This window comes from Streptomyces angustmyceticus, assembly GCF_019933235.1.
Taxonomy (GTDB): domain Bacteria; phylum Actinomycetota; class Actinomycetes; order Streptomycetales; family Streptomycetaceae; genus Streptomyces; species Streptomyces angustmyceticus.
In genome coordinates, this window is record NZ_CP082945.1 from 5,109,262 (window position 1) to 5,130,060 (window position 20,799).

The 20,799-nt window shown below is 71.9% G+C and carries 18 protein-coding genes; 10 read left to right on the forward strand and 8 right to left on the reverse strand.

Annotation, left to right across the window (positions count from 1 at the left end):
* Nucleotides 1-76: 76 nt before the first annotated feature.
* Genes K7396_RS22900 through K7396_RS22920 form a run of 5 tightly spaced genes read right to left on the reverse strand, consistent with a single transcriptional unit; the run spans nt 77 to nt 4,330 of the window.
* The gene (locus K7396_RS22900) at nt 77-1,090 is read right to left on the reverse strand and encodes a glycine betaine ABC transporter substrate-binding protein (protein ID WP_373866900.1); all 1,014 of its coding nucleotides are present in this window, start codon (nt 1,088-1,090) and stop codon (nt 77-79) included.
* Nucleotides 1,090-1,974, reverse strand: a complete 885-nt coding sequence (locus K7396_RS22905) for an ABC transporter permease (RefSeq protein WP_086715643.1) — start codon at nt 1,972-1,974, stop codon at nt 1,090-1,092. The genes K7396_RS22900 and K7396_RS22905 overlap by 1 nt, the downstream gene beginning before the upstream one ends.
* Complete coding sequence (locus tag K7396_RS22910) at nt 1,971-3,209, reverse strand: ABC transporter ATP-binding protein (RefSeq protein ID WP_086715641.1); 1,239 nt, start codon at nt 3,207-3,209, stop codon at nt 1,971-1,973. The genes K7396_RS22905 and K7396_RS22910 overlap by 4 nt, the downstream gene beginning before the upstream one ends.
* A complete protein-coding gene (locus K7396_RS22915; RefSeq protein WP_086715637.1) occupies nt 3,202-3,849 on the reverse strand; it encodes an ABC transporter permease in 648 nt (215 codons plus the stop codon). The genes K7396_RS22910 and K7396_RS22915 overlap by 8 nt, the downstream gene beginning before the upstream one ends.
* A gap of 13 nt (nt 3,850-3,862) precedes the next feature.
* A complete protein-coding gene (locus K7396_RS22920; RefSeq protein ID WP_086715635.1) occupies nt 3,863-4,330 on the reverse strand; it encodes an Lrp/AsnC family transcriptional regulator in 468 nt (155 codons plus the stop codon).
* Between the two features lie 129 nt (nt 4,331-4,459).
* On the opposite strand from K7396_RS22920, the gene hppD reads away from it, so the two are divergent.
* The 7 genes from hppD (at nt 4,460) to K7396_RS22955 (ending at nt 13,802) form a co-directional block, all read left to right on the forward strand.
* Nucleotides 4,460-5,614: a 4-hydroxyphenylpyruvate dioxygenase gene (hppD, locus tag K7396_RS22925; RefSeq protein WP_373866897.1), complete on the forward strand. Its 1,155-nt coding sequence runs from the start codon at nt 4,460-4,462 to the stop codon at nt 5,612-5,614.
* Between the two features lie 123 nt (nt 5,615-5,737).
* The gene (locus tag K7396_RS22930) at nt 5,738-7,102 is read left to right on the forward strand and encodes an FAD-binding oxidoreductase (protein ID WP_086715632.1); all 1,365 of its coding nucleotides are present in this window, start codon (nt 5,738-5,740) and stop codon (nt 7,100-7,102) included.
* A gap of 260 nt (nt 7,103-7,362) precedes the next feature.
* The gene (locus K7396_RS22935) at nt 7,363-8,190 is read left to right on the forward strand and encodes an FAD binding domain-containing protein (protein WP_086715630.1); all 828 of its coding nucleotides are present in this window, start codon (nt 7,363-7,365) and stop codon (nt 8,188-8,190) included.
* The gene (locus tag K7396_RS22940) at nt 8,187-10,916 is read left to right on the forward strand and encodes a molybdopterin-dependent oxidoreductase (RefSeq protein ID WP_086715628.1); all 2,730 of its coding nucleotides are present in this window, start codon (nt 8,187-8,189) and stop codon (nt 10,914-10,916) included. The genes K7396_RS22935 and K7396_RS22940 overlap by 4 nt, the downstream gene beginning before the upstream one ends.
* Nucleotides 10,913-11,902 carry an antibiotic biosynthesis monooxygenase gene (locus tag K7396_RS22945; protein WP_086715652.1) on the forward strand — a complete coding sequence of 330 codons (990 nt, stop codon included), beginning with the start codon at nt 10,913-10,915 and terminating at the stop codon, nt 11,900-11,902. Before K7396_RS22940 ends, K7396_RS22945 begins: the two co-directional genes overlap by 4 nt.
* Before the next feature lie 88 nt (nt 11,903-11,990).
* Nucleotides 11,991-12,284, forward strand: coding sequence for a ribosomal protein L7/L12 (locus tag K7396_RS22950; RefSeq protein ID WP_086715625.1), 294 nt, complete (start codon nt 11,991-11,993; stop codon nt 12,282-12,284).
* A gap of 72 nt (nt 12,285-12,356) precedes the next feature.
* The gene (locus tag K7396_RS22955) at nt 12,357-13,802 is read left to right on the forward strand and encodes a dihydrolipoyl dehydrogenase family protein (protein WP_086715623.1); all 1,446 of its coding nucleotides are present in this window, start codon (nt 12,357-12,359) and stop codon (nt 13,800-13,802) included.
* Between the two features lie 64 nt (nt 13,803-13,866).
* Here K7396_RS22955 and K7396_RS22960 read toward each other — a convergent pair whose 3' ends face one another.
* Together K7396_RS22960 and K7396_RS22965 are read right to left on the reverse strand one after the other, a co-directional pair.
* The gene (locus K7396_RS22960) at nt 13,867-14,292 is read right to left on the reverse strand and encodes a tetratricopeptide repeat protein (RefSeq protein WP_086715620.1); all 426 of its coding nucleotides are present in this window, start codon (nt 14,290-14,292) and stop codon (nt 13,867-13,869) included.
* A gap of 117 nt (nt 14,293-14,409) precedes the next feature.
* Nucleotides 14,410-14,886: an SsgA family sporulation/cell division regulator gene (locus K7396_RS22965; protein WP_086715618.1), complete on the reverse strand. Its 477-nt coding sequence runs from the start codon at nt 14,884-14,886 to the stop codon at nt 14,410-14,412.
* A gap of 236 nt (nt 14,887-15,122) precedes the next feature.
* Between K7396_RS22965 and K7396_RS22970 the strand changes: the two genes are divergently transcribed.
* Together K7396_RS22970 and K7396_RS22975 are read left to right on the forward strand one after the other, a co-directional pair.
* Entirely contained in the window at nt 15,123-16,700 is a 1,578-nt protein-coding gene (locus K7396_RS22970) for an RDD family protein (RefSeq protein WP_152104461.1), read from the forward strand.
* 88 nt (nt 16,701-16,788) lie between these two features.
* Nucleotides 16,789-17,634, forward strand: a complete 846-nt coding sequence (locus tag K7396_RS22975) for an RDD family protein (RefSeq protein ID WP_174886877.1) — start codon at nt 16,789-16,791, stop codon at nt 17,632-17,634.
* A 15-nt stretch (nt 17,635-17,649) separates the two neighbouring features.
* On the opposite strand, the gene K7396_RS22980 is transcribed toward K7396_RS22975, so the two are convergent.
* Entirely contained in the window at nt 17,650-18,006 is a 357-nt protein-coding gene (locus tag K7396_RS22980) for a hypothetical protein (RefSeq protein ID WP_086720641.1), read from the reverse strand.
* Nucleotides 18,007-18,405: 399 nt separating this feature from the next.
* On the opposite strand from K7396_RS22980, the gene K7396_RS22985 reads away from it, so the two are divergent.
* Nucleotides 18,406-20,796, forward strand: coding sequence for an immune inhibitor A domain-containing protein (locus K7396_RS22985; RefSeq protein WP_086720640.1), 2,391 nt, complete (start codon nt 18,406-18,408; stop codon nt 20,794-20,796).
* The last annotated feature ends 3 nt before the right edge of the window (nt 20,797-20,799 follow it).

Sequence of the window (20,799 nt, forward strand, 5' to 3'; positions counted from 1 at the left end):
TCCCGTACGGCCGCTCCCACCGGGGAGCGGGCCGCTGCCGGGGCCGGAGCCCCGCGCGCGTCCGGCCCGCCCGGCCTCAGCCCTCCTTGATGAAGCCCTCCTGGATCAGCCAGTTCTTCGCGACCTCGTGCGGGTCCTCGCCGTCCACGTCGACCTTGCGGTTGAGCTCCTGGGCGACGGTGTTGTCGAGGGCCTTGGTCACCGGGGCCAGGACCTCGGCCATCGCCGGGTACTTCTTCAGGGCCTCGGCGTTGATCTCGGGGGCGACGTTGTAGTTGGGGAAGAAGTGCTTGTCGTCGGCGAGGACGTGCAGGTGCATCGCCTTGATCCGGCCGTCGGTGGTGAAGACCTCGCCGAACGCGCAGGTGCCCTTCTCCGTCTCGGTGTAGACGACGCCGCCGGTCATCTTGCGGATGTTGGCCGACGGCACGTTCATGCCGTACGCCCGCGCCATGCCCGGCAGGCCGTCGTTGCGGGTGGCGAACTCGTTCTCCACGCACATCGTGACGGCGCCGGGGTTCTTGTGCGACAGCGCCGCGACGTCCGAGAGGTCGCGCACCGCCAGCTTCTTGTAGTTCGCGGAGTTCAGCGCCAGCGCGTAGGTGTTGTTCAGCCGGGAGGCCGGGAGCCAGACGATGCCGTTCTTCCGGTCCTCGGCACGGACCGCCTCCCACTGCTTGCGCGGATCCACGATCGGCTTGGTGTGGCCGAGGTAGGTGATCCAGCCGGTGCCGGTGTACTCGTACGCGGCGTCCGCCGTACCGGACTTGACGGCCTCCCGGGCGCCGATCGAGCCCTGGATGCTGGTCTTGTCGATGACCTTGGCGCCCGCCGCCTCGAAGACGATGCCCATCATCTGGCCGAGGACGATCTGCTCGGTGAACTCCTTGGAGGTCACGGTCAGCTGCGCCCCGGTGAGCGGCCTGCCCTGGTAGCCGGCCTTCGGCCCCGGCAGCACGGTGTCGCTCATCGCGCTGCCGCTGACCAGGCCGCAGGCGCTGAGCAGGGTGGCGAACAGGACGAGCAGGAGGCGGGAGCCCCGGCGTCTTTCGGGGCGGCGGCGCGGGGCCGGACACGGGTGGTTCCTCATCATGCCGTCGCCTCCAGTCCGCGCGGCCGCAGCAGGAGTTCGGCCAGCGACGCCAGCCACTCGACCAGCAGGGCGAGCGCCACGGTCAGCACCGAACCGAGGATCAGGACGGGCATGCGCTGGGTGACGATGCCCGCCGAGATCAGGTCGCCGAGGCCGCCGCCCCCGCCGAAGGTGGCCAGCGTCGCGGTGCCGACGTTCAGCACCAGCGCGGTGCGGACGCCGGCCAGGATCAGCGGTACGGCCAGCGGGAGTTCGACCTTGGTCAGCACCCCCGTGGGGGACATCCCGATGCCGCGGGCCGCCTCGGTCAGCGTCGGCTCGATGCCGCGCAGCCCGGCGATGGTGTTGGCGAGGACCGGCAGCACGGCGTAGATGACCATGCCGACGATCGCCGAACGGGGCCCGATGCCCAGCCAGATGACCAGCAGGATCAGCAGACCCAGGGCCGGGACGGCCTGCCCGAGGTTGGCGAAGGCCATGGCGACGGGGGTGGCCCGGCGCAGCTTGGACCGGGTCAGCGCGATGCCCAGCGGAATCGCGATGATCAGCACGAAGAAGGTGGAGACGGCGGTGAGATAGATGTGCTGCCGCAGAGCCAGCCACACCTTGCCGTTGTCGACCGCCTGGTGGGCGATCGAGTCCAGGCGGGCGCCGCGGAACCACAGCCAGGTGGCGAGCAGCGCGAGCACCAGGAAGGCCGGCATGAAGGTCCACTTCTGCCAGCTGATCCGGCGCGCTCCCCGGGCGGCGGAGGGGACGGGCGCCTCACCGGCCGCGTCCTCCCGCTCCGCCATCTCGACGTCGTCGCGGACTGCGAAGCCCTCGTGGTCGCTGGGCGGCCGCCCCCCGCGGTGCGGGCTGCTCCCGTCGCGGGGGCTCATGCCTCCATGCCTTCCTGTTCCAGCTGCGTCTGGCGGGCGCGCTGTTCCCGGAGCTGGTGCTGGTGCTCCAGGGCCTCCATCCGGTCCGCCTCCAGCAGTTCCTGGACGTTGTTCATCAGCGTCTCCATGTCGACCACGCCGATGTACTCGCCGCGCCGCCCGGTGACCGAGACCCGGCCGGCGCTGTCGGTGAGCACCGCCTCCAGCGCGTCGCGCAGGGTCGCGTCCCGGGTCACGGTGTGCTGGACCGGGGTCCCGGCCCGCGCCAGCGACTCCTTGGCCAGGGCCAGGTCGCCGCGGCGCAGCCACTTGTACGGGCGGCGGTTGGGGTCCAGCAGCAGCAGTTCGTTGTGGGAGCCGGAGCGCAGCCGGTCGAAGATGGACTCCAGCGGGTCGTCGATCCGGGCGGTGGGGAAGTCGACCACGCCCACGTCCCGTACCCGGGTGAGGTTGAGCCGTTTGAGCGCCGCCCCCGCACCGACGAAGCCCGAGACGAAGTCGTCGGACGGGTTGGTGAGGATGGCCTCGGGGGTGTCGAACTGGGCGATGTGCGAGCGCTCGCGGAGCACCGCGATCCGGTCGCCGATCTTGATCGCCTCGTCGAAGTCGTGGGTGACGAAGCAGATGGTCTTGTGCAGCTCGTGCTGGAGCCGGATCAGCTCGTCCTGGAGGTGGTCGCGGGTGATCGGGTCGACGGCGCCGAACGGCTCGTCCATCAGCAGGACGGGCGGGTCGGCGGCGAGGGCGCGGGCCACCCCGACGCGCTGCTGCTGGCCGCCGGAGAGCTGGCGCGGATAGCGGCCGTGGAACTCGCCCGGGTCCAGGCCGACCAGGTCGAGCATCTCCTCGACCCGGTTCCTGGTCTTCGCGGCGGACCAGCCGATCATCTTCGGGACCAGGGCGATGTTCTGGGCGACCGTCATGTGCGGGAAGAGGCCGGACGCCTGGATGGCGTAGCCGATCTTGCGGCGCAGCTTGACCGGGTCCATGTCGGTGACGTCCTCGTCGCCGATCCGGATCCGTCCGGAGGACGGCTCGATCAGACGGTTGATCATCTTCAGGGTGGTGGACTTGCCGCACCCCGAGGGCCCCACGAGGATCACGATCTCGCCGGCCTTGATCTCCATGTTGACGTTGTCCACCGCGGGGACGGGGTTGCCCGGGTAGACCTTCGTCAGGTTCTCCAGATGGATCCTCGCCCCGGTGGTGGCGGCGTTCTCGGGCGTCTCAGGCACGGATCCCCCTGGAGATGGTCAGGCGTCCGATCAGGACGTAGGCGGCGTCGAAGAGGAGGGCGAGGATGGCGATCCCGAGGGTGCCGGAGAGCACCTGGTTGAGGGAGTTGGCGCTGCCCAGCGAGGCGATCCCGCGGAAGATCTCGTTGCCCAGGCCCGGACCGGAGGCGAAGGCGGCGATGGCGGCGATGCCCATCAGCATCTGGGTGGCGACCCGGATGCCGGTGAGGATGGGCGGCCAGGCCAGCGGCAGTTCGACGCGGAAGAGCCGGGCGGTGCGGGACATCCCGATGCCGGTGGCCGCGTCGACCAGGTCCGGGTCCACCCCGCGCAGCCCGACGATGGCGTTGCGGACCACCGGCAGCAGCCCGTACAGGGTCAGCGCGATGACCGTCGGGGGGACGCCCAGGCCGACGATCGGGATCAGCAGACCGATCAGGGCCAGGGAGGGGATGGTCAGGATGGTGGCGGTCGAGGTGGTGGCGAGGTTGCCCGCCCATTCGCTGCGGTAGGTCACCACGGCGATGAAGACGCCCAGCAGGGTGGCCAGCACCATGCACTGGAAGACGGCGCTGGCGTGCTGATACGTATCCGTCAGCAGCTGGGCGTGCCGGGTGCCGACGTACTCCCAGAAGCTCACTCGGTCTCCTCGGTCAGTCTGCCGATGCCTGTTTCACCAGCGGGACGATCCGCAACGGAACCGGATTTTCCATGACAATCGCCGTGGAAGCCCGCACGATCCCATCAAAGCCCACAACCCGGTCGATCACCCGCTGTAGATCGGCGTTGGACCGGGCGACGAGCCTGCAGAGCATGTCCCCGTGTCCCGTCGTTGTATGCAGCTCCAGCACCTCGGGAACGGTCGTCAAGTGGGCGCGTACGTCATTGCCTTGGCCCTGTTTGATCTCCAGCGTGGCAAAAGCGGTCACCGGATAGCCGAGCGCAGCCGGGTCCACGTCCGGCCCGAAGCCCCGGATCACTCCATTCGACTGAAGGCGGTCGAGCCGGGCCTGGACCGTCCCGCGCGCCACCCCCAGCCGCCGGGACGCCTCCAGCACCCCGATCCGCGGCTCCTCGGCGAGCAGCTCCAGCAGCGCCCCGTCCAGATGATCGATCGCCATTGTCCGTACCGTCCCTTTCGATGGTCATCATGTACAGATAGCCCGGCGGTTTCGCCTTTTCGCTATGCATAATGCCCAGAATATTCGCGAACTATTGCGCACCTTGTGGATCGGAGGGACTCTGCGACCATGGCAGACACCACGATGCACACCCAGCCCACCACCCCTGACACGGCTCGGCAGGCGGACCCCTTCCCGGTCAAGGGGATGGACGCGGTCGTCTTCGCCGTCGGCAACGCCAAGCAGGCCGCGCACTACTACTCGACCGCCTTCGGCATGAAGCGCGTCGCCTACTCCGGCCCGGAGAACGGCAGCCGCGAGACCGCGAGTTACGTGCTCGAATCCGGCGGCGCCCGGTTCGTGTTCACCTCCGTCATCAAGCCCACGACGGAATGGGGCCGCTTCCTCGCCGACCACGTCGCGGCCCACGGCGACGGGGTCGTCGACCTCGCCATCGAGGTCCCGGACGCCCGCGCCGCCTACGAGCACGCCGTCGCCCAGGGCGCCACCGGGCTGGAGAAGCCCTACGAGCTCACGGACGAGCACGGGACCGTCGTCCTGGCGGCCATCGCCACGTACGGCAAAACCCGGCACACCCTCGTTGAGCGCTCCGGCTACGACGGGCCCTACCTGCCCGGCTACGTCGCCGCCCAGCCGCTGGTGGAGACCGGCCCGCGCCGCTTCCAGGCCATCGACCACTGCGTCGGCAACGTCGAACTCGGCAAGATGAACGAGTGGGTGGCCTTCTACAACAAGGTCATGGGCTTCACCAACATGAAGGAGTTCGTGGGCGACGACATCGCCACCGAATACAGCGCGCTGATGTCGAAGGTCGTCGCCGACGGCACGCTCAAGGTGAAGTTCCCGATCAACGAGCCCGCGATCGCGAAGAAGAAGTCGCAGATCGACGAGTACCTGGAGTTCTTCGGCGGGCCCGGCGTCCAGCACATCGCGCTGGCCACCAACGACATCGTCGCCAGCGTGCGGGCGATGCGGGCGTCCGGTGTGGAGTTCCTGGACACCCCCGACTCCTACTACGACACCCTCGGCGAGTGGGCCGGCGAGACCCGGGTGCCCGTGGAGACGCTCCGTGAGCTGAAGATCCTCGTGGACCGTGACGAGGACGGCTACCTGCTGCAGATCTTCACCAAGCCGGTCCAGGACCGGCCGACGGTGTTCTTCGAGATGATCGAGCGGCACGGCTCCATGGGCTTCGGCAAGGGCAACTTCAAGGCGCTCTTCGAGGCGATCGAGCGGGAGCAGGAGCGGCGCGGGAATCTCTGAGCGGATGCGGCGGGGCCGGGGCGGTGCGCCTACCGCTTGGGCGCGCCCCGGTGGGCGGCTGTCCGTACGTTCGGGTTCCTGGGTGATCTTCCGTGTACGGCCCATGGATGCGAGGCTGAGGGTATGGACCTCATCGCACGTCTGCGTGCCGGGCTGCCGGGGGAAGCGGTGCTCACCGACCCCGATGTGACCGGCTCCTACGCCAACGACATGGCGAGCTTCTGTGAGGCGGGGACGCCCGCCGTGGTCGTGCTGCCGCGTACCGTCGAGCAGGTCCAGCACGTCATGCGGACGGCCTCCGAGCTGCGGGTCCCGGTCGTGCCGCAGGGGGCGCGCACGGGGCTGTCGGGCGCCGCCAACGCCTCCGACGGCTGCATCGTGCTCTCGCTGGTCAAGATGGACCGGATCATCGAGATCAATCCCGTCGACCGGATCGCGGTGGTCGAACCGGGTGTCGTCAACGCCGTGCTGTCGCGCGCGGTGAACGAGCACGGGCTCTACTACCCGCCCGATCCCTCCAGTTGGGAGGAGTGTTCGATCGGCGGCAACATCGGCACCGCCTCCGGGGGACTGTGCTGCGTCAAGTACGGGGTCACCGCCGAGTACGTCCTCGGCCTGGACGTGGTGCTCGCCGACGGGCGGCTGCTGACGACCGGGCGGCGCACCGCCAAGGGCGTCGCGGGCTACGACCTCACCCGGCTGTTCGTGGGCTCCGAGGGCAGCCTGGGCATCGTCGTCCGCGCCGTGCTCGCGCTCAAGCCGGAGCCGCCCGGTCAGCTCGCGCTGGCCGCCGAGTTCCCGTCCACCGCCGCCGCCTGCGAGGCGGTCTGCGAGATCATGGCGCGCGGCCACGCCCCGTCGCTGCTGGAGCTGATGGACCGTACGAGCATCCGCGCGGTCAACGACATGGCGCGGATGGGCCTCCCGGACAGCACCGAGGCGCTGCTGCTGGCCGCCTTCGACACCCCCGAGCCGGCCGCCGACCTCGCGGCCGTCGCGGAGCTGTGCACGGCGGCGGGCGCCACCGAGGTCGTGCCGGCCGAGACCGCCGCCGAGTCCGATCTGCTGCTGCAGGCCCGCCGGCTGACCCTGACCGCGCTGGAGCGGGTCAAGTCCGCGACCATGATCGACGATGTCTGCGTGCCGCGGTCCCGGCTCGCCGAGATGCTCGACGGCACCGCCGCCATCGCGGAGAAGTACGGCCTGACCATCGGCGTCTGCGCCCACGCGGGCGACGGCAACACCCACCCGACCGTCTGCTTCGACGCGGCCGACCCCGACGAGTCCCGCCGGGCCCGCGAGTCCTTCGACGACATCATGGCGCTCGGCCTGCAACTGGGCGGCACCATCACCGGTGAGCACGGGGTGGGCGTGCTGAAGAAGGAGTGGCTGGCGCGCGAACTGGGGCCGGTGGGGCTGGAGTTGCAGCGGGGCATCAAGGATGTCTTCGACCCGCTGGGCATTCTCAATCCGGGAAAGCTGTTCTGAGAAACCCGGTTCCCGGATTTCCGCTTACGGTTCTTTCCGTGGTGGTCGCGTATTTTACCGGTGGTTCCGGGGGTGTGCAGAAAGGCGTTATCCGGCTGGGATTCCGGCGTGGCGGGGGCGGACTGTTCTGCCTATCCTGAACACGAATTATCTGCGTCCGCCGGTCCTTTTGTGAGCAGTTCCGACCGCGTCGGCCCCAGGGACGCCGCCCTTGAGGCCGCGCCGTTCCCCGCGCCTTTCGCCGTGAGGGAGGTCGTCCCATGGACCTCAACACCGTCACCGACGTCGTCCGGCGACCGTCCGACCGGCCAGGCGCCGACTGGCGCCCCGGGGACGCCTGGCTCGCCGGGGGGACCTGGCTGTTCTCCGTGGAGCAGCCGGACCTGCGCCGCCTGGTCGACCTGACGGCGCTGGGCTGGGAATCCCTCGTCCCCGGCGAAGCGGGCCTCGGGATCGGCGCCACCTGCGCCATCCGCGAGCTGTACGGCCATGAGCTGCCGGAGGAGTGGAGCGCGGGAAGCCTTTTCCGTCCGAGCTGCGAGGCGTTCCTGTCTTCGTTCAAGGTCTGGAGCGCGGCGACCGTCGGCGGCAACATCTGCCTGTCCCTGCCGGCCGGCCCGATGATCACGCTGACGGTGGCCCTGGAGGCGCGCTACGAACTGTGGGCCCCCGACGGGTCCGTACGCACCGTCGACGCCCTCGACTTCGTGACCGGCGACCACCGGAACATCCTGCAGCCCGGGGAAATCCTGCGGCGTATCGACATTCCGGCGCACGCCCTGCGGAAACGCGCCGCGCACCGCCGTTTCTCGCTGACCCGCCTCGGCCGTTCGACGGTGTTCCTCATCGGCACGCGGACGCCGGGCGCGAGCGATCTGCTGCTCACCGTCACCGCCGGCACCACCCGGCCGGTGCGCCTGGCCTTCGACGCCCTGCCCGACGCCCGAACGCTGTGGCGGCGCATCGACGCCCTGCCCGCCGGCCTCTGGTTCGCCGACCCCAACGGCACCCCCGACCACCGCCGCCATCTGACCCACCACTTCGCCGAAGAGATCCGCCGCGAACTCATGGCTGGGGGCCCGGCATGACCTACCTCGTGAACGGCAGGCGCTTCGACGACGCACCCGGGCCCGGCCAGTGCCTGCGCACCTTCCTCCGGGAGCTCGGCCACCACGGCGTCAAGAAGGGCTGCGACGCGGGCGACTGCGGCGCCTGCACGGTGTGGCTGGACGGCAGCCCGGTGCACAGCTGCATCACCCCCGCCTTCCGCGCGGACGGCCGGGAGGTGACGACGATCGAGGGGCTCGGGGCGCCCGGGAGCCCGCACCCCGTGCAGCGGCGGTTCCGTGACGCCCCGGGGTTCCAGTGCGGCTTCTGCACCGCCGGGATGATCATGACGTCGGCGACGTTCACCGAGGCCCAGAAGGCGGACCTGCCGCGGGCGTTGAAGGGCAACCTCTGCCGCTGCACCGGCTACCGGGCGATCGAGGACGCCGTGCACGGCGTCGCGGGCGTGGCCGAGGCGGCGCCGGGAAAGGCCGTCGGGACGAGCGTCGCGGCGCCCGCGGCCGAGGACGTGGTGACCGGCCGGGCCGCGTTCACGATGGACACCCGCCTTGACGGCATGCTGCACCTCAAGGTGCTGCACTCGCCCCACGCGCACGCCCGGATCGTCTCGATCGACAAGACCGCCGCCCTCGCCGTCCCCGGCGTGCACCGCGTCTACACCTGGCAGGACGTGCCGCGCCGGCGCTTCACCACGGCGATCCACACCGACCACCTCGTGGACCCCGACGACACCCGCATCCTCGACGACACCGTCCGCTTCGCCGGCCAGCGCGTCGCCGCGGTCCTGGCCGACACCGTCGGGGCGGCGGAGGAGGGCTGCCGGCGGATCGCCGTGGAGTACGAGGTGCTGCCCGCGGTGTTCGACCCCGAAGCGGCGATGGCCGAGGGCGCGCCCCAACTGCACGGCCCGGTGGACCCGTTCGTCCTCGACCCCGTCCACAACATCCTGGTGGAGATCCACTCGGAGATCGGCGACATCGAGGCGGGGTTCGCCGAGGCCGATGTGATCCACGAGGGCACCTACTTCTCCCCGCGGGTGCAGCACGCCCACCTGGAGACCCACGGCTCGATCGCCTGGACGGAGGACGGCCGCCTGCACGTCCGCACCAGTTCGCAGTCGCCGTCCATCGCGAAGGACAAGCTGGCCCACCTGTTCGCGCTGCGCCCCGACCGGCTGCGGGTGTTCTGCGCCCGGGTGGGCGGCGGCTTCGGCGGCAAGCAGGAAGTGATCTCGGAGGACCTGGCCGCGCTCGCCGCCCTGGACACCGGGCGGCCGGTCTCCTTCGAGTACACCCGGGAGGAGGAGTTCACCACCGCCTCGCCACGGCACCCGATGACGCTGACGGTCACGCTCGGCGCCAAGGCCGACGGCACCCTCACCGCGCTCCGGGTCCGCAACGTGTCCAACACCGGCGCCTACGGCAACCACGCCGGCGAGACGCTGTTCGCGGGCGGCGCCGCCGTCATGCTCTACCGCTGCCGCAACAAGAAGTACGACGCGTACTCCGTCTACACCAACACCGTGCCGAGCGGGGCGCTGCGCGGCTACGGCATGACGCAGCCGGCGTTCGCCGTGGAGTCGGCGATGGACGAACTCGCCCGCGCCCTGCACCTGGACCCGTTCGCCCTGCGGCGGCGCAACATCGTGCGGCCGGGCGAGCCGCTGCTCGCCATGGCGGAGGGCCCCGACGACGTGGTGTTCACCGAGGACGGCCTCGGCACCTGCCTCGACCTGGTGGAACGGGCCATGGCCCGGCACGCCGGCGAGCCGCCGCCGTCCGGCGCCGCCTGGCTCGTCGGGTCCGGTGTCGCCGGCTCCCTGCACGAGACCGCGCCGCCGACCGAGCACCTTTCCGAGGCGTGGGTGACGCTGGGCGACGACCTCGTCTACGAACTGGCCGTCGGCACCGTCGAGTTCGGCGAGGGGACGTCGACCGCGCACGTCCAGATCGCCGCCCACCAGCTGGGCACGACGCCGTCGCGGATCCGCCTGGTGCAGTCCGACACCGACCGCACGGGGTTCGACACCGGCGCCTTCGCCAGCGCCGGCCTCTTCGTCGCCGGGAACGCGGTGCTCCGCGCGGCCGATGCCGTGCGCGACCGCATCCTGGAGTTCGCCGCCGCGTACACGGGCGAGCACCTCGTGATGTGCGCGATGGACGACGACAGCGTCCGCTGCGGCGAGCGGCGGGTGCCGCTGGCGGAGCTGGTCGCCGCGGCGCGGGCGCGCGGCATCCGCTTCGCCGCCGCCCGCACTGCCCACGGCTCGCCCCGCAGCATCACCTCCAATACCCAGGGTTTCCGCATCGCCGTCCACCGGGTGACGGGGGAGATCCGCATCCTCTACAGCGTCCAGGCGACCGACGCCGCCGTCATCATCAACCCCGCGCAGGTCCGGGGCCAGGTGGAGGGCGGTGTCGCCCAGGGCATCGGCTTCGCGCTGACCGAGCACCACCACCTCGACGCGCACGGCGTGATGGCCAACCCGAACTTCCGCAACTACCGCATCCCCGCCTACGCCGACATCCCCCGCACCGAGGTGCTGCTGGTGGACTCGGCGGACTCCGTCGGGCCCCTGCGGTCGAAGGGCATCGCGGAGTGCTGCATCAACCCGGTCGCGCCCGCGCTGGCCAATGCCCTGCACGACGCCACGGGCGTCCGCTGCCGCGCGCTGCCCCTGACACCGGAACGCCTCTACCGGCGGCTGTGCGCGGGCGCGTCGGCGGTGACGGGAGCGGACCGGTGACCGGCGGGACGCCGGCGGGCGCCGGGGAGCCGGCCGGCGCGGAGGCGACCGTCATCATCGGCCAGAAGGTCAGGACCGGACGGGAGCGGGAGTTCGCGGCGTGGCAGGAGGAACTCAACGCCGCCGCCGCCGAGTACGCCGGGTTCCTCGGCGCCGAGGTCTCCCGGCCCACGGACCTCCAGCCCGAATGGCTGGTCGTCTACCGCTTCGACTCGATCGCCCACCTCCAGGCATGGATCAACAGCGCCACCCGGCAGCGCTTCCTCGACCGGGGCGCCGCCTACGCGGACGGCCCGGCGACCCAGCAGGTCGTCAGCGGCGGCATCCGGCCACCGGACCCGCTGGTGACCGTCGTGGTCACCCACCGCGTCCGCCCTGATCACATCGACGCCTTCCTCGACTGGCAGCGCCGGATGACCGAGCAGGAGGGAGCCTTCGAGGGCTTCCGCGGCACCGAGCTCTTCCGGCCGGTCGAGGGGCTCCAGGACGAATGGACGACGCTGTACCGCTTCGACAGCGCCGCCCACCTGGAGACCTGGCTGACGTCGGCCGAGCGGAGGGAACTCCTCGCCGAGGGCGAGAGGTTCCACGACTTCCACCTGCGCACCCTCGACAACTCCTTCGGCAGCTGGTTCGCCTTCGAGGAGAACGGCAGGCAGGCGCCGCCGCCCTCGGAGACCAGGACCTCCGTCGCCGTCTGGGTCGGCCTCTACCCGACGGTGGTGCTGCTGACCCTCGCCCTGTCCCCGCTGAAGATGCCGCTGTGGCTCGGGCTGTTGGTGGGCAACCTGCTGTCGAGCTTCATCATGAGCTTCGTGACCATGCCCTTCTATGTGAACCCGCTGCTCAGGCGGTGGCTACGGCCGCGCCCCGGCGCCCCGAGGGCACGAACCCACCTCGTCGGACTCGGCACCGTCGCCGCGGTGATGGTGTTCTGGGCCGCCGTCTTCTGCCTCGTGACGACCCGTATCTGGCATCTGCCCTGACCCGGCGCGCCGCCGTTCCACGACCGGGTGCACCCCGCGGCGTCTGCCGTGTGCATGGCAGGCGCCGGGGTCTCATAGAGTCTGCGCCATGGAATACGCCACCCTCATCGCCCTCGTGCTGCTGCTGTGCGCCGGCTACCCGCTCGCCCAGGCCGGTGACCGCCGGGCCAAGCGGACGGACCTGCGGCTCCGGCGGCTGGAGCGCAAGGTGGACCTGCTGCTCGCGCACGCCGGCATCGCCGAGCCGGAGGACCCCAGGATGGCCGAGATCGACCAGCTGCTCACGGAGGGCAAGAAGATCCAGGCGATCAAGGTGCACCGCGAGGTGACCGGTTCCGGGCTCGTCGAGGCCAAGGAAGAGGTGGAACGCCGGATGCGCTGACGGCCCGTTGGGCAGAGGATGTCCGGGAAGGATCCGCCGGGCCCCTCACGCCCCCGCAGGAAGCGAGCGCCGATGGCAGCGACCGAAGCGACCCGAGCCGCCGACGAGGCGTACGACGTCATCGTGCTGGGGGCCGGGCCGACCGGCGAGAACGTCGCCGACCGGGCACACGCCGCCGGGCTGAGCGCGGTGGTCGTGGAGAGCGAACTGGTCGGCGGCGAATGCTCCTACTGGGCGTGCATGCCCAGCAAGGCGCTGCTGCGCCCGGTATCCGCCCGCGCCGAGGCCCGCCGGGTCCCCGGCCTCAAGGACGCCGCCGACGTCCCCCTGGACGTGCCGGCGGTGCTCGCCCACCGCGACGAGTTCACCTCCTACTGGAAGGACGACGGACAGGTCCGCTGGCTGGACTCCTCCGGCATCGACCTGGTCCGCGGCCACGGCCGGCTGGCCGGGCCCCGGCGGGTGGTCGTGGACGGCGCGCGGGTGCTCACCGCCCGGCACGCGGTCGCGGTGTGCACCGGCAGCCGCGCGGTGCTGCCGCCCGTCCCGGGCCTGGCCGAGGCCCGGCCCTGGACCAGCCGCGAGGCCACCAGCGCCAAGGCCGTACCGGGCCGCCTGGTGGTGGTCGGCGGCGGTGTGGTGGGCGTGGAGATGGCCACCGCCTGGCGCGCCCTGGGCTCCTCCGTGACGCTGCTGGTGCGCGGCGACGGGCTGCTGCCCCGTATGGAACCGTTCGCCGGCCACCTGGTCGCCGAATCGCTCGCCGAGGCCGGGGTCTTCCTGCGGACCGGCGTCGAGGTGCGCGAGGTGCGCCGGGAGGCCCCGGGCGGCCCGGTCACCGTCCTCCTGGATTCCGGCGACGAGATCGTCGCCGACGAGCTGCTGATCGCCACCGGCCGCTCCCCGCGCACCGAGGACATCGGCCTGGACACGGTCGGCCTGACCCCCGGCTCCTGGCTGGACGTCGACGACAGCCTCCGGGTGACGGGCGTGACCGGCGGCTGGCTCTACGGCGTCGGCGACGTCAACCACCGCGCGCTCCTGACCCACCAGGGCAAGTACCAGGCCAGGATCGCCGGTGCCGCGATCTCCGCGCGCGCCCGGGGCGTCCCGATCCTGGAGTCCGACCGCTGGGGCGCGCACGCCGCCACCGCCGACCGGCTCGCCGTCCCGCAGGTCGTCTTCACCGACCCCGAGGCCGCCTCGGTGGGCCTGACCGCCGCCGCGGCCGAACAGGCCGGCTACCGCACCCGGGTCGTCGACCAGGACCTGTCGGCCGTCGCCGGGGCCTCCCTGTACGCGGACGGCTACCGCGGCCGGGCCCGGATGGTCGTCGACCTGGACCGCGAGGTGCTGCTCGGCGCCACCTTCGTCGGCTCCGGGGTCGCGGAGCTGCTGCACTCCGCGACGGTCGCGGTGGCCGGCGAGGTCCCCCTGGAGCGGCTGTGGCACGCGGTGCCCTCCTACCCGACGATCAGCGAGGTGTGGCTGCGGCTGCTGGAGGCGTACCGCGGCTGAGCCGCCCGGCCGGCCGGACGCCGCTCCGCCCCTGCCGGTCGGACGCCGCCCCGCGCCCGGCCGGTCAGGCGCCGTCCGCGCCCAGCGCCGCGGCGATCCGCAGCTGCCCGGCGCCCTCGTCGGCCCGCCCCTGGCGCTCCAGGGTGCGGCCCAGCATCAGGCGGGCGTACGACTCGACCGGGTCGCGCTCCAGCACGGCCCGCAACTCGGCTTCGGCGCGCTCCAGCCGGGCGGAGTGGTAGTAGGCGCGGGCCAGCAGCAGCCGGGGCGCGACCTGCCCGGGGTCCTCGTCCACCAGGCCGCGCAGGATGTGGGCCGCGGCCGTGAAGTCCTTCGCCTCGAAGAACAGCCGCGCCCGCGCCCAGCGCTCGGCGGCGGTGCCGTGCCCGTAGTAGTCCGCGTCCCGGTCCTGGCCGTACGCCACCGCGCCGGTGCCGTACGCCGTGGCAGCGGTGTCCTGACCCGTCCGTGCGCGGAAGCTCTCGTTCATACCGCGCCCAACAGCGCGGCCCGGCGGAACATTCCACCGCACGGGCCGCGGCGGAGAGGCCGGCGCCGCACCGGCCCCTCCGCCGCGGCCCGTCCCCGCAGGCCGGTCCGCCACCCCCTACGCCCCGGGCTCGGGGGTCTCGTCCGCGGGCCGGGGGACGCCCGGCAGCAGATCGTCCGTCGGCGCCATGGCGAGCAGGTCGCTCAGCCCTTTGTCGAGGCCCAGGTGCCCCTGCTCGGAGCCCGGCGGGACCACCCGCAGGGTGCGCTCCAGCCAGGCGGAGACCGCGGCGGCCGGGGCCTCCAGCAGCGCCCGGCCGTCCGGCGATTCCAGCTCCACGCAGACCAGGCTGCGGCCGCCGGACTTGGTCGGCCACACCCGTACATCGCCGTCGCCGCACGTCCGGAAGACGCCCTCGACGAGCAGTTCGCGGGCGAAGGTCCACCGCACGGGAGAGGGGGAACCGATGTGGAAGGTGACATGGACGGCGTACGGGTCGTCCGTCCGGTAGGTCAGCCGGGCCGGCACCGGAACGCTCCGCTCCGGCGACAGGACCAGGCCCAGCTCCAGCTCTCGCTCCACCACGGTGTGCATGACGTCCGCCTTTCCTCGCTCCCCGCGGACCCCCGGTACGGGCCCGCGCAGAGAGAAGAGGCGCCGGGCGCCGAACCATTACACGACTTCGTACAACTTTTTTCCCGCGCCTCTTCCAGGTGGTCGTGGGCGGGCACGGGCCTGGCGTGACCCGGGGTCTGATAGATGTGGACGCCGCGTTGCGGCAGACTGCACCCCACACCCACCAGGCCGAGTACAGATACGGGACTTCGGACATGAGCGCCCCTACCTCAGGATCCGCCGGCGGCAGCCCCACGCCAGGCTTCTACCCGGACCCGTCCATCCCCGGCTACATCCGGTACTGGAACGGTGCCGCGTGGGTGCCGGGCACCAGCCGGCCCGCCCCCGCCGAGGGGGAGGCCATGCCCGCGCCGCCGCCCGGTGCCGCCCCGCCCGCCGTCGAGGAGACCGGCCCGGTCTTCTTCGACGAGGAGGAGGCCGCCGGCAACTCCGCGCTCCCGGCCGTCCGCCGCGGCGGCGAGGTCGAGCCCCGGCCCGCCACCGGCTGGGACGACCCGGCCCGGCTGCACGGCACCGGCCCCGAACCGGCCGCCTCCTGGCAGGCCGACGCCTCCCGGCAGGGCGGCTACGGCGGCGAGAACGACCGCCGCATCTCCTGGGGTTCACCGGACCAGGCGCCCGTCGGCACGCCGTCGGGCGGCGCCGCCTGGGGCGCGGTGCCGCCGCAGCGCGAGGAGGGCGACGGGGCACCGCCCGGCGAGGCCGCCGCGCGCCCGGAGGCCCCCACCGACGGGACGGTCGCCATCCGCGCCGTCAACCCGGCCGCGCGCCGCGGCGCGTCCTCCGGCGACCAGGGCACCACCGCCATCCGCGCGGTACGGCCCGACGCCGGCAAGCCCGCCAAGGGCGGCGAGACGATGGCGATCCGCGTCACGGGCGGCGGCCGCGCCCCGTCCGCCGCGCCCGACGGCGCCGCCCCGCAGTCGCTGCCGTCCGTCGGCGCCCCGCAGCAGGCCCGCCCGGCGCCCCAGCAGACCCCGGCGCCGCAGCCGACCCCGAGCCCGGCCCCGCAGCAGCAGGCCCCGAGCCCGGCCCCGCAGCAGCAGGCCCCGAGCCCGGCCCCGCAGAAGGCGGCCCCCCAGCAGCAGGCCGCCCCGCCGCGCCAGACGCCCCCGGGCCCCGCGCAGCAGACCCCCGGTCCGCAGGCGTCCGCGCCCTCCACCGGCTTCCCGCCGCAGGGCGGTGCCGCGCCGGCCGCGTCCGGCGCGCAGGACTCCGACGCCGACGGCGTCATCCCCTGGAAGCCGCCGGCCGCCGACGCCTTCTTCGCCGCCGCCCAGGCCGCGCAGGGCCACCCGGCGGGCCTCGGCCGCAGGCTGGCGGCCCGGCTGATCGACACGCTGGTGCTGGGCGGGCTCACCGCAGCGGTGGCCGTGCCCATGTGGAGCACCGTCACCGACCACCTCGACGCCAAGGTCGAGGCGGCCAAGCAGTCCGGGCGCCAGGTCACCGTCTATCTGATCGACGGCACCACCATCCCGGTCTTCGCCACGATCCTGGCCGTCCTGCTGCTCGGCGGTGCGCTCTACGAGGTGCTGCCGACCCTCAAGTGGGGCCGCACCCTGGGCAAGAAGATGTGCGGCGTACGGGTCCTCGACATCGAGAGCCATGACACCCCGCCCCTCGGCGCGGCGCTCCGGCGCTGGTTCGTCTACAGCGTGCTGGGCGTGCTCGTCGTCGGCGTGGTGAACGTCCTGTGGTGCCTGTTCGACCGGCCGTGGCGCCAGTGCTGGCACGACAAGGCCGCGCGGACGTTCGTCGCCGCCGGCTGACGCACCCCCTCGCGGGGACGGCGGACGGCCGTCCCCCGAACGGACTTCGCCGGATGCGGCGGGCCGCGACAAAGGGTCGACTCGGGCCATGAGTACCGACCAGCCCCGTCCCGGTCCCGGTGAGCCGCCGGAGGACGAACCGTTCCTGAAGAAGCCGCAGGAGCCCCCGGCGGACGGCGCGGTGCGCAACAGCGCGCCCCGCGAGAACGGTGCCCCCCGCAACCACGCTCCGCGCGGCAACGGCACGGGCGGCAACGGCACGGGCGGCGGTACGGGCGCCGGTGAAGGCGGGACACCCCCTCCCGGCGGGCCGCCCCCGGGCGGAACTCCGCCGCCGCCGGGCGGCACCCCACCGCCGCCCGGTGGCACCCCGCCGCCCTACGCGGGGACCCCGTACGGCAGCGGCCCGTACGCCGGCGACCCCTACGGCGGGCAGCCCGGTCCGGCCGATCCGCTGGCCGGGATGCCGCCGCTGGCGAACCGCGGCCGACGGCTCGTGGCGCGGATCATCGACGCGATCATCATCGGGGTGCCGGTCTCGGTGATCATGACGCTGATCGTCGGCGGGGTGGACTACTTCAGCACCGACAGCGTGGAGGCCGGCCGGCAGTCGACGGTCTCGGGCGTGACCATGCTGGTGTACCTCGTCTACGAGGGGCTGATGATCTCCAGCCGCGGCCAGACCCTCGGCAAGATGGCGATGAAGATCCGGGTGGCGATGCTCTCCAACGGCTCGATCCCCACGGCCCAGGCGTCCTGGATCCGGGCGGCGGTCTACACGCTCCCGGAGATCGTGCCGTGCTGCGGCTTCATCTTCTGGCTGGTCAACGTCCTGTGGTGTACCTGGGACCAGCCGTACCACCAGTGTCTGCACGACAAGGCGGCGAAGACCGTGGTGGTGTCCACACAGACGGGTGACGCGCCCGCGGCGTGAGGCCCGCGGGCCGGCTCAGCGCGAGTGCTCGCCGATCCGGGCGTCCGGGGCGGCGGCCGGCCCGGTGAGGCCGCCCCAGCGGGCGCGGGCGGGCCCCGCCACGGGGCGGACGCGCTCGGCCGGCGTGGGGACGGCCCGCAGCGGCGTGGCCGCGGCGGGCGCCTCGGCATGTGCCGGACGACGGCGGACCACTCGCGGCACCCCGGGCATCGGGGCCGTCATGGCGACCAGCAGCCCGAGCCCGAGCCCGGCGATGGCGATGACCGCGACCCCCACCCCGGTCTGCGTCTGCGAGAGCAGCAGCATCGCGAGGGTGGAGAGAAAGACGGTGGCCGAACCGTAGACGAGCTGTGCGGCGGTCGGACGAGGCATGGCGGAATCCGTCCTCGGAGGGTCGGCAGAGGGGCTCGGTCAAGGTCGCGCCGGCACACGAGCCTACGGTCGTTACTGCCCGGACGGAACGCCAGGTAAGCGTGACCTAACCCACGGTTCCGAAGCACAGGGGGCGCACGATGCCGCCCCCTCTTCGCGCGCCCGCCGCCGTCATGGCTGCTGGGGGCAGGGGCGCATGCCCGGCGGGCATATACGCCGGACCTCTGCCCGGCGCGGTGGCGCCCGGAGCGGGGCTGCCGCGCGGCGTCCGATACCCGTAACTCGCGGACCGAGAAACGTACTTCGCTGACGTGCCCAAGTCAAGATCTGTCTTTTTCCCCGTACTTCCGGTCGAATGCCGTCGAACAGTGACCGGTTCGAAGGGGAGGACAGCGCCAAGTGAGAGACAACAGAACGGTGTTCAGATCGGCCGCCCTGGCCACGGCGATTGCCGCGATCGGGGCGGCCGCTTTGTCTTCGGGGGTGGCCGCGGCCGACGCGCAGGGACCGTCGCCCGTCGCCAGGCGCCATGACCCGGCCCCCGAGCGGACCGTGGACCACGACCTCAAGGGCCCGTTCAGCGACCGGCAGGCCGCTCAGCGCAAGGAAGCCCTCCAGCAGGTCATCTCCGGCGACGCCAAGGCGACCGTGCGGGGCGGCTCCAAGGTCGTCAAGCTCGGCAAGAGCAAGTACGTCGAGCTCGCCCGGCAGAAGACCGACAAGATCTTCACCATCCTCGTGGACTTCGGCGACAAGGTCGACGACACCACGATGTACGACCCGGACGGCGACGGCCCCAAGCCGCCCGTGAAGAAGTACGGCGGCGACCCCGGCCCGGCGCACAACAAGATAGCCAAGCCGGACCGTGCCACGGACAACAGCACGGCCTGGCAGAAGGACTTCAACCAGAAGCACTTCCAGGACCTCTACTTCTCGCACGACAAGAAGAAGCAGTCGCTGGCCAAGTACTACGAGAAGCAGTCCTCGGGCCGTTACTCGGTCCAGGGCGAGGTCTCCGACTGGGTCAAGGTCGACTGGAACGAGGCCCGTTACGGCTCCAACTACTGCGGCCAGACCAACTGCGCCAGCGCCTGGGACCTGATCCGCGACGGCGTCAACCAGTGGGCCAAGGACCAGAAGGCCAAGGGCCGCACGGACGCGCAGATCAAGGCCGACCTCGCCAAGTACGACCAGTGGGACCGCTACGACCACGACGGCGACGGCAACTTCAACGAGCCCGACGGCTACATCGACCACTTCCAGATCGTGCACGCCGGCGAGGACGAGTCCGCGGGCGGCGGTGTCCAGAAGACCAACGCGATCTGGGCGCACCGCTGGTACGCGTACGGCACCGACGCCGGCAAGACCGGCCCCACCGCCAACAAGGCCGGCGGCACCCAGATCGGCGACACCGGCATCTGGGTCGGCGACTACACCATGCAGCCGGAGAACGGCGGCCTCGGCGTCTTCGCCCACGAGTACGGCCACGACCTGGGCCTGCCGGACGAGTACGACACCAGCGGCACCGGCGAGTCCTCGGTGGACTTCTGGTCGCTGATGTCGGGCGGCTCCTGGCTCGGCACCGGCAAGGACTCCATCGGCGACCTGCCCGGCGACATGAGCGCCTGGGACAAGCTGCAGCTGGGCTGGCTCAACTACGGCAAGGCGAAGGCCGCGAAGAAGTCCACCCACAAGCTGGGCGTCGCCGAGTACAACACCAAGAACAAGCAGGCCGTGGTCGTCGAACTGCCCGCCAAGGCGGTCAAGACCGAGATCGTGCAGCCCGCGGAAGGCTCCCACCAGTGGTGGAGCGGCATGGGCGACGACCTCAAGAACACCCTGACCCGGCCGGTGGACCTCACCGGCAAGTCCAAGGCGTCGCTGGCGCTCAAGGGCTGGTGGGACATCGAGAAGGACTACGACTACCTCTACGCCGAGGTCTCCACCGACGGCGGCAGCAACTGGACGGCCCTCGACGGCACCGCGGGCGGCAAGGCCATCCCGCGTGACGGCAGCGACAAGCCCGCCCTGACCGGCACCGTGGCCGCCTACCAGGACCTCGTCTACCCGCTGGACGCCTACGCGGGCAAGAAGATCGACCTCCGCTTCCGCTACCAGACCGACGGCGGCGCGGCGCAGAAGGGCTTCGCGGCCGACAGCATCGGCGTCACCGCCGACGGCCAGGCGCTGTTCAGCGACAACGCCGAGGGCGGCGACAACGGCTGGACCAGCAAGGGCTTCTCGCGCATCGGCGGGTCCTTCACCAAGGACTACCCGCAGTACTACCTCGCCGAGAACCGTCAGTACGTGTCGTACGACAAGACCCTCAAGGCCGGCCCGTACAACTTCGGCTGGACCACCGCCAAGCCGAACTGGGTGGAGCACTTCCCGTACCAGAACGGCGTGCTGATCTGGCTGTGGGACACCTCGCAGGCGGACAACAACGTCGGCCTGCACCCGGGCCACGGGCAGATCCTGCCGGTCGACGCGCACCCGAAGGCCGAGCGGTGGACCGACGGCAAGCTGATGCGCAACCGCTTCCAGTCCTACGACTCGACCTTCACGCGGGCCCGGACGGACGCGCTGACCCTCCACAAGGACGGCAAGACGGTCAAGATCAAGTCGAAGCCGGGCGTGACCCTCTTCGACGACCGGCACGGCGTCTACTACGACACCGCGAACCCGACCGGCGGTGTGATCGTTCCTGACACTGGCACCCAGATCAAGATCACCAAGGAGGCCCGGGACGGCTCCACGGTGACGCTCCGAGTGGGCAGCGCCGGTAAGTAAAAC

Excerpts from the sequence above, each read along its gene's own strand:
- K7396_RS22905 (WP_086715643.1), bottom strand. The coding sequence starts at position 1,974 with ATGAGCCCCCGCGACGGGAGCAGCCCGCACCGCGGGGGGCGGCCGCCC.
- K7396_RS22920 (WP_086715635.1), bottom strand. The coding sequence starts at position 4,330 with ATGGCGATCGATCATCTGGACGGGGCGCTGCTGGAGCTGCTCGCCGAG.
- K7396_RS22950 (WP_086715625.1), top strand. The coding sequence starts at position 11,991 with ATGGAATACGCCACCCTCATCGCCCTCGTGCTGCTGCTGTGCGCCGGC.
- K7396_RS22970 (WP_152104461.1), top strand. The coding sequence starts at position 15,123 with ATGAGCGCCCCTACCTCAGGATCCGCCGGCGGCAGCCCCACGCCAGGC.
- hppD (WP_373866897.1), top strand. The coding sequence starts at position 4,460 with ATGGCAGACACCACGATGCACACCCAGCCCACCACCCCTGACACGGCT.
- K7396_RS22965 (WP_086715618.1), bottom strand. The coding sequence starts at position 14,886 with ATGCACACCGTGGTGGAGCGAGAGCTGGAGCTGGGCCTGGTCCTGTCG.
- K7396_RS22980 (WP_086720641.1), bottom strand. The coding sequence starts at position 18,006 with ATGCCTCGTCCGACCGCCGCACAGCTCGTCTACGGTTCGGCCACCGTC.
- K7396_RS22955 (WP_086715623.1), top strand. The coding sequence starts at position 12,357 with ATGGCAGCGACCGAAGCGACCCGAGCCGCCGACGAGGCGTACGACGTC.
- K7396_RS22975 (WP_174886877.1), top strand. The coding sequence starts at position 16,789 with ATGAGTACCGACCAGCCCCGTCCCGGTCCCGGTGAGCCGCCGGAGGAC.
- K7396_RS22940 (WP_086715628.1), top strand. The coding sequence starts at position 8,187 with ATGACCTACCTCGTGAACGGCAGGCGCTTCGACGACGCACCCGGGCCC.
- K7396_RS22935 (WP_086715630.1), top strand. The coding sequence starts at position 7,363 with ATGGACCTCAACACCGTCACCGACGTCGTCCGGCGACCGTCCGACCGG.
- K7396_RS22930 (WP_086715632.1), top strand. The coding sequence starts at position 5,738 with ATGGACCTCATCGCACGTCTGCGTGCCGGGCTGCCGGGGGAAGCGGTG.
- K7396_RS22960 (WP_086715620.1), bottom strand. The coding sequence starts at position 14,292 with ATGAACGAGAGCTTCCGCGCACGGACGGGTCAGGACACCGCTGCCACG.
- K7396_RS22900 (WP_373866900.1), bottom strand. The coding sequence starts at position 1,090 with ATGAGGAACCACCCGTGTCCGGCCCCGCGCCGCCGCCCCGAAAGACGC.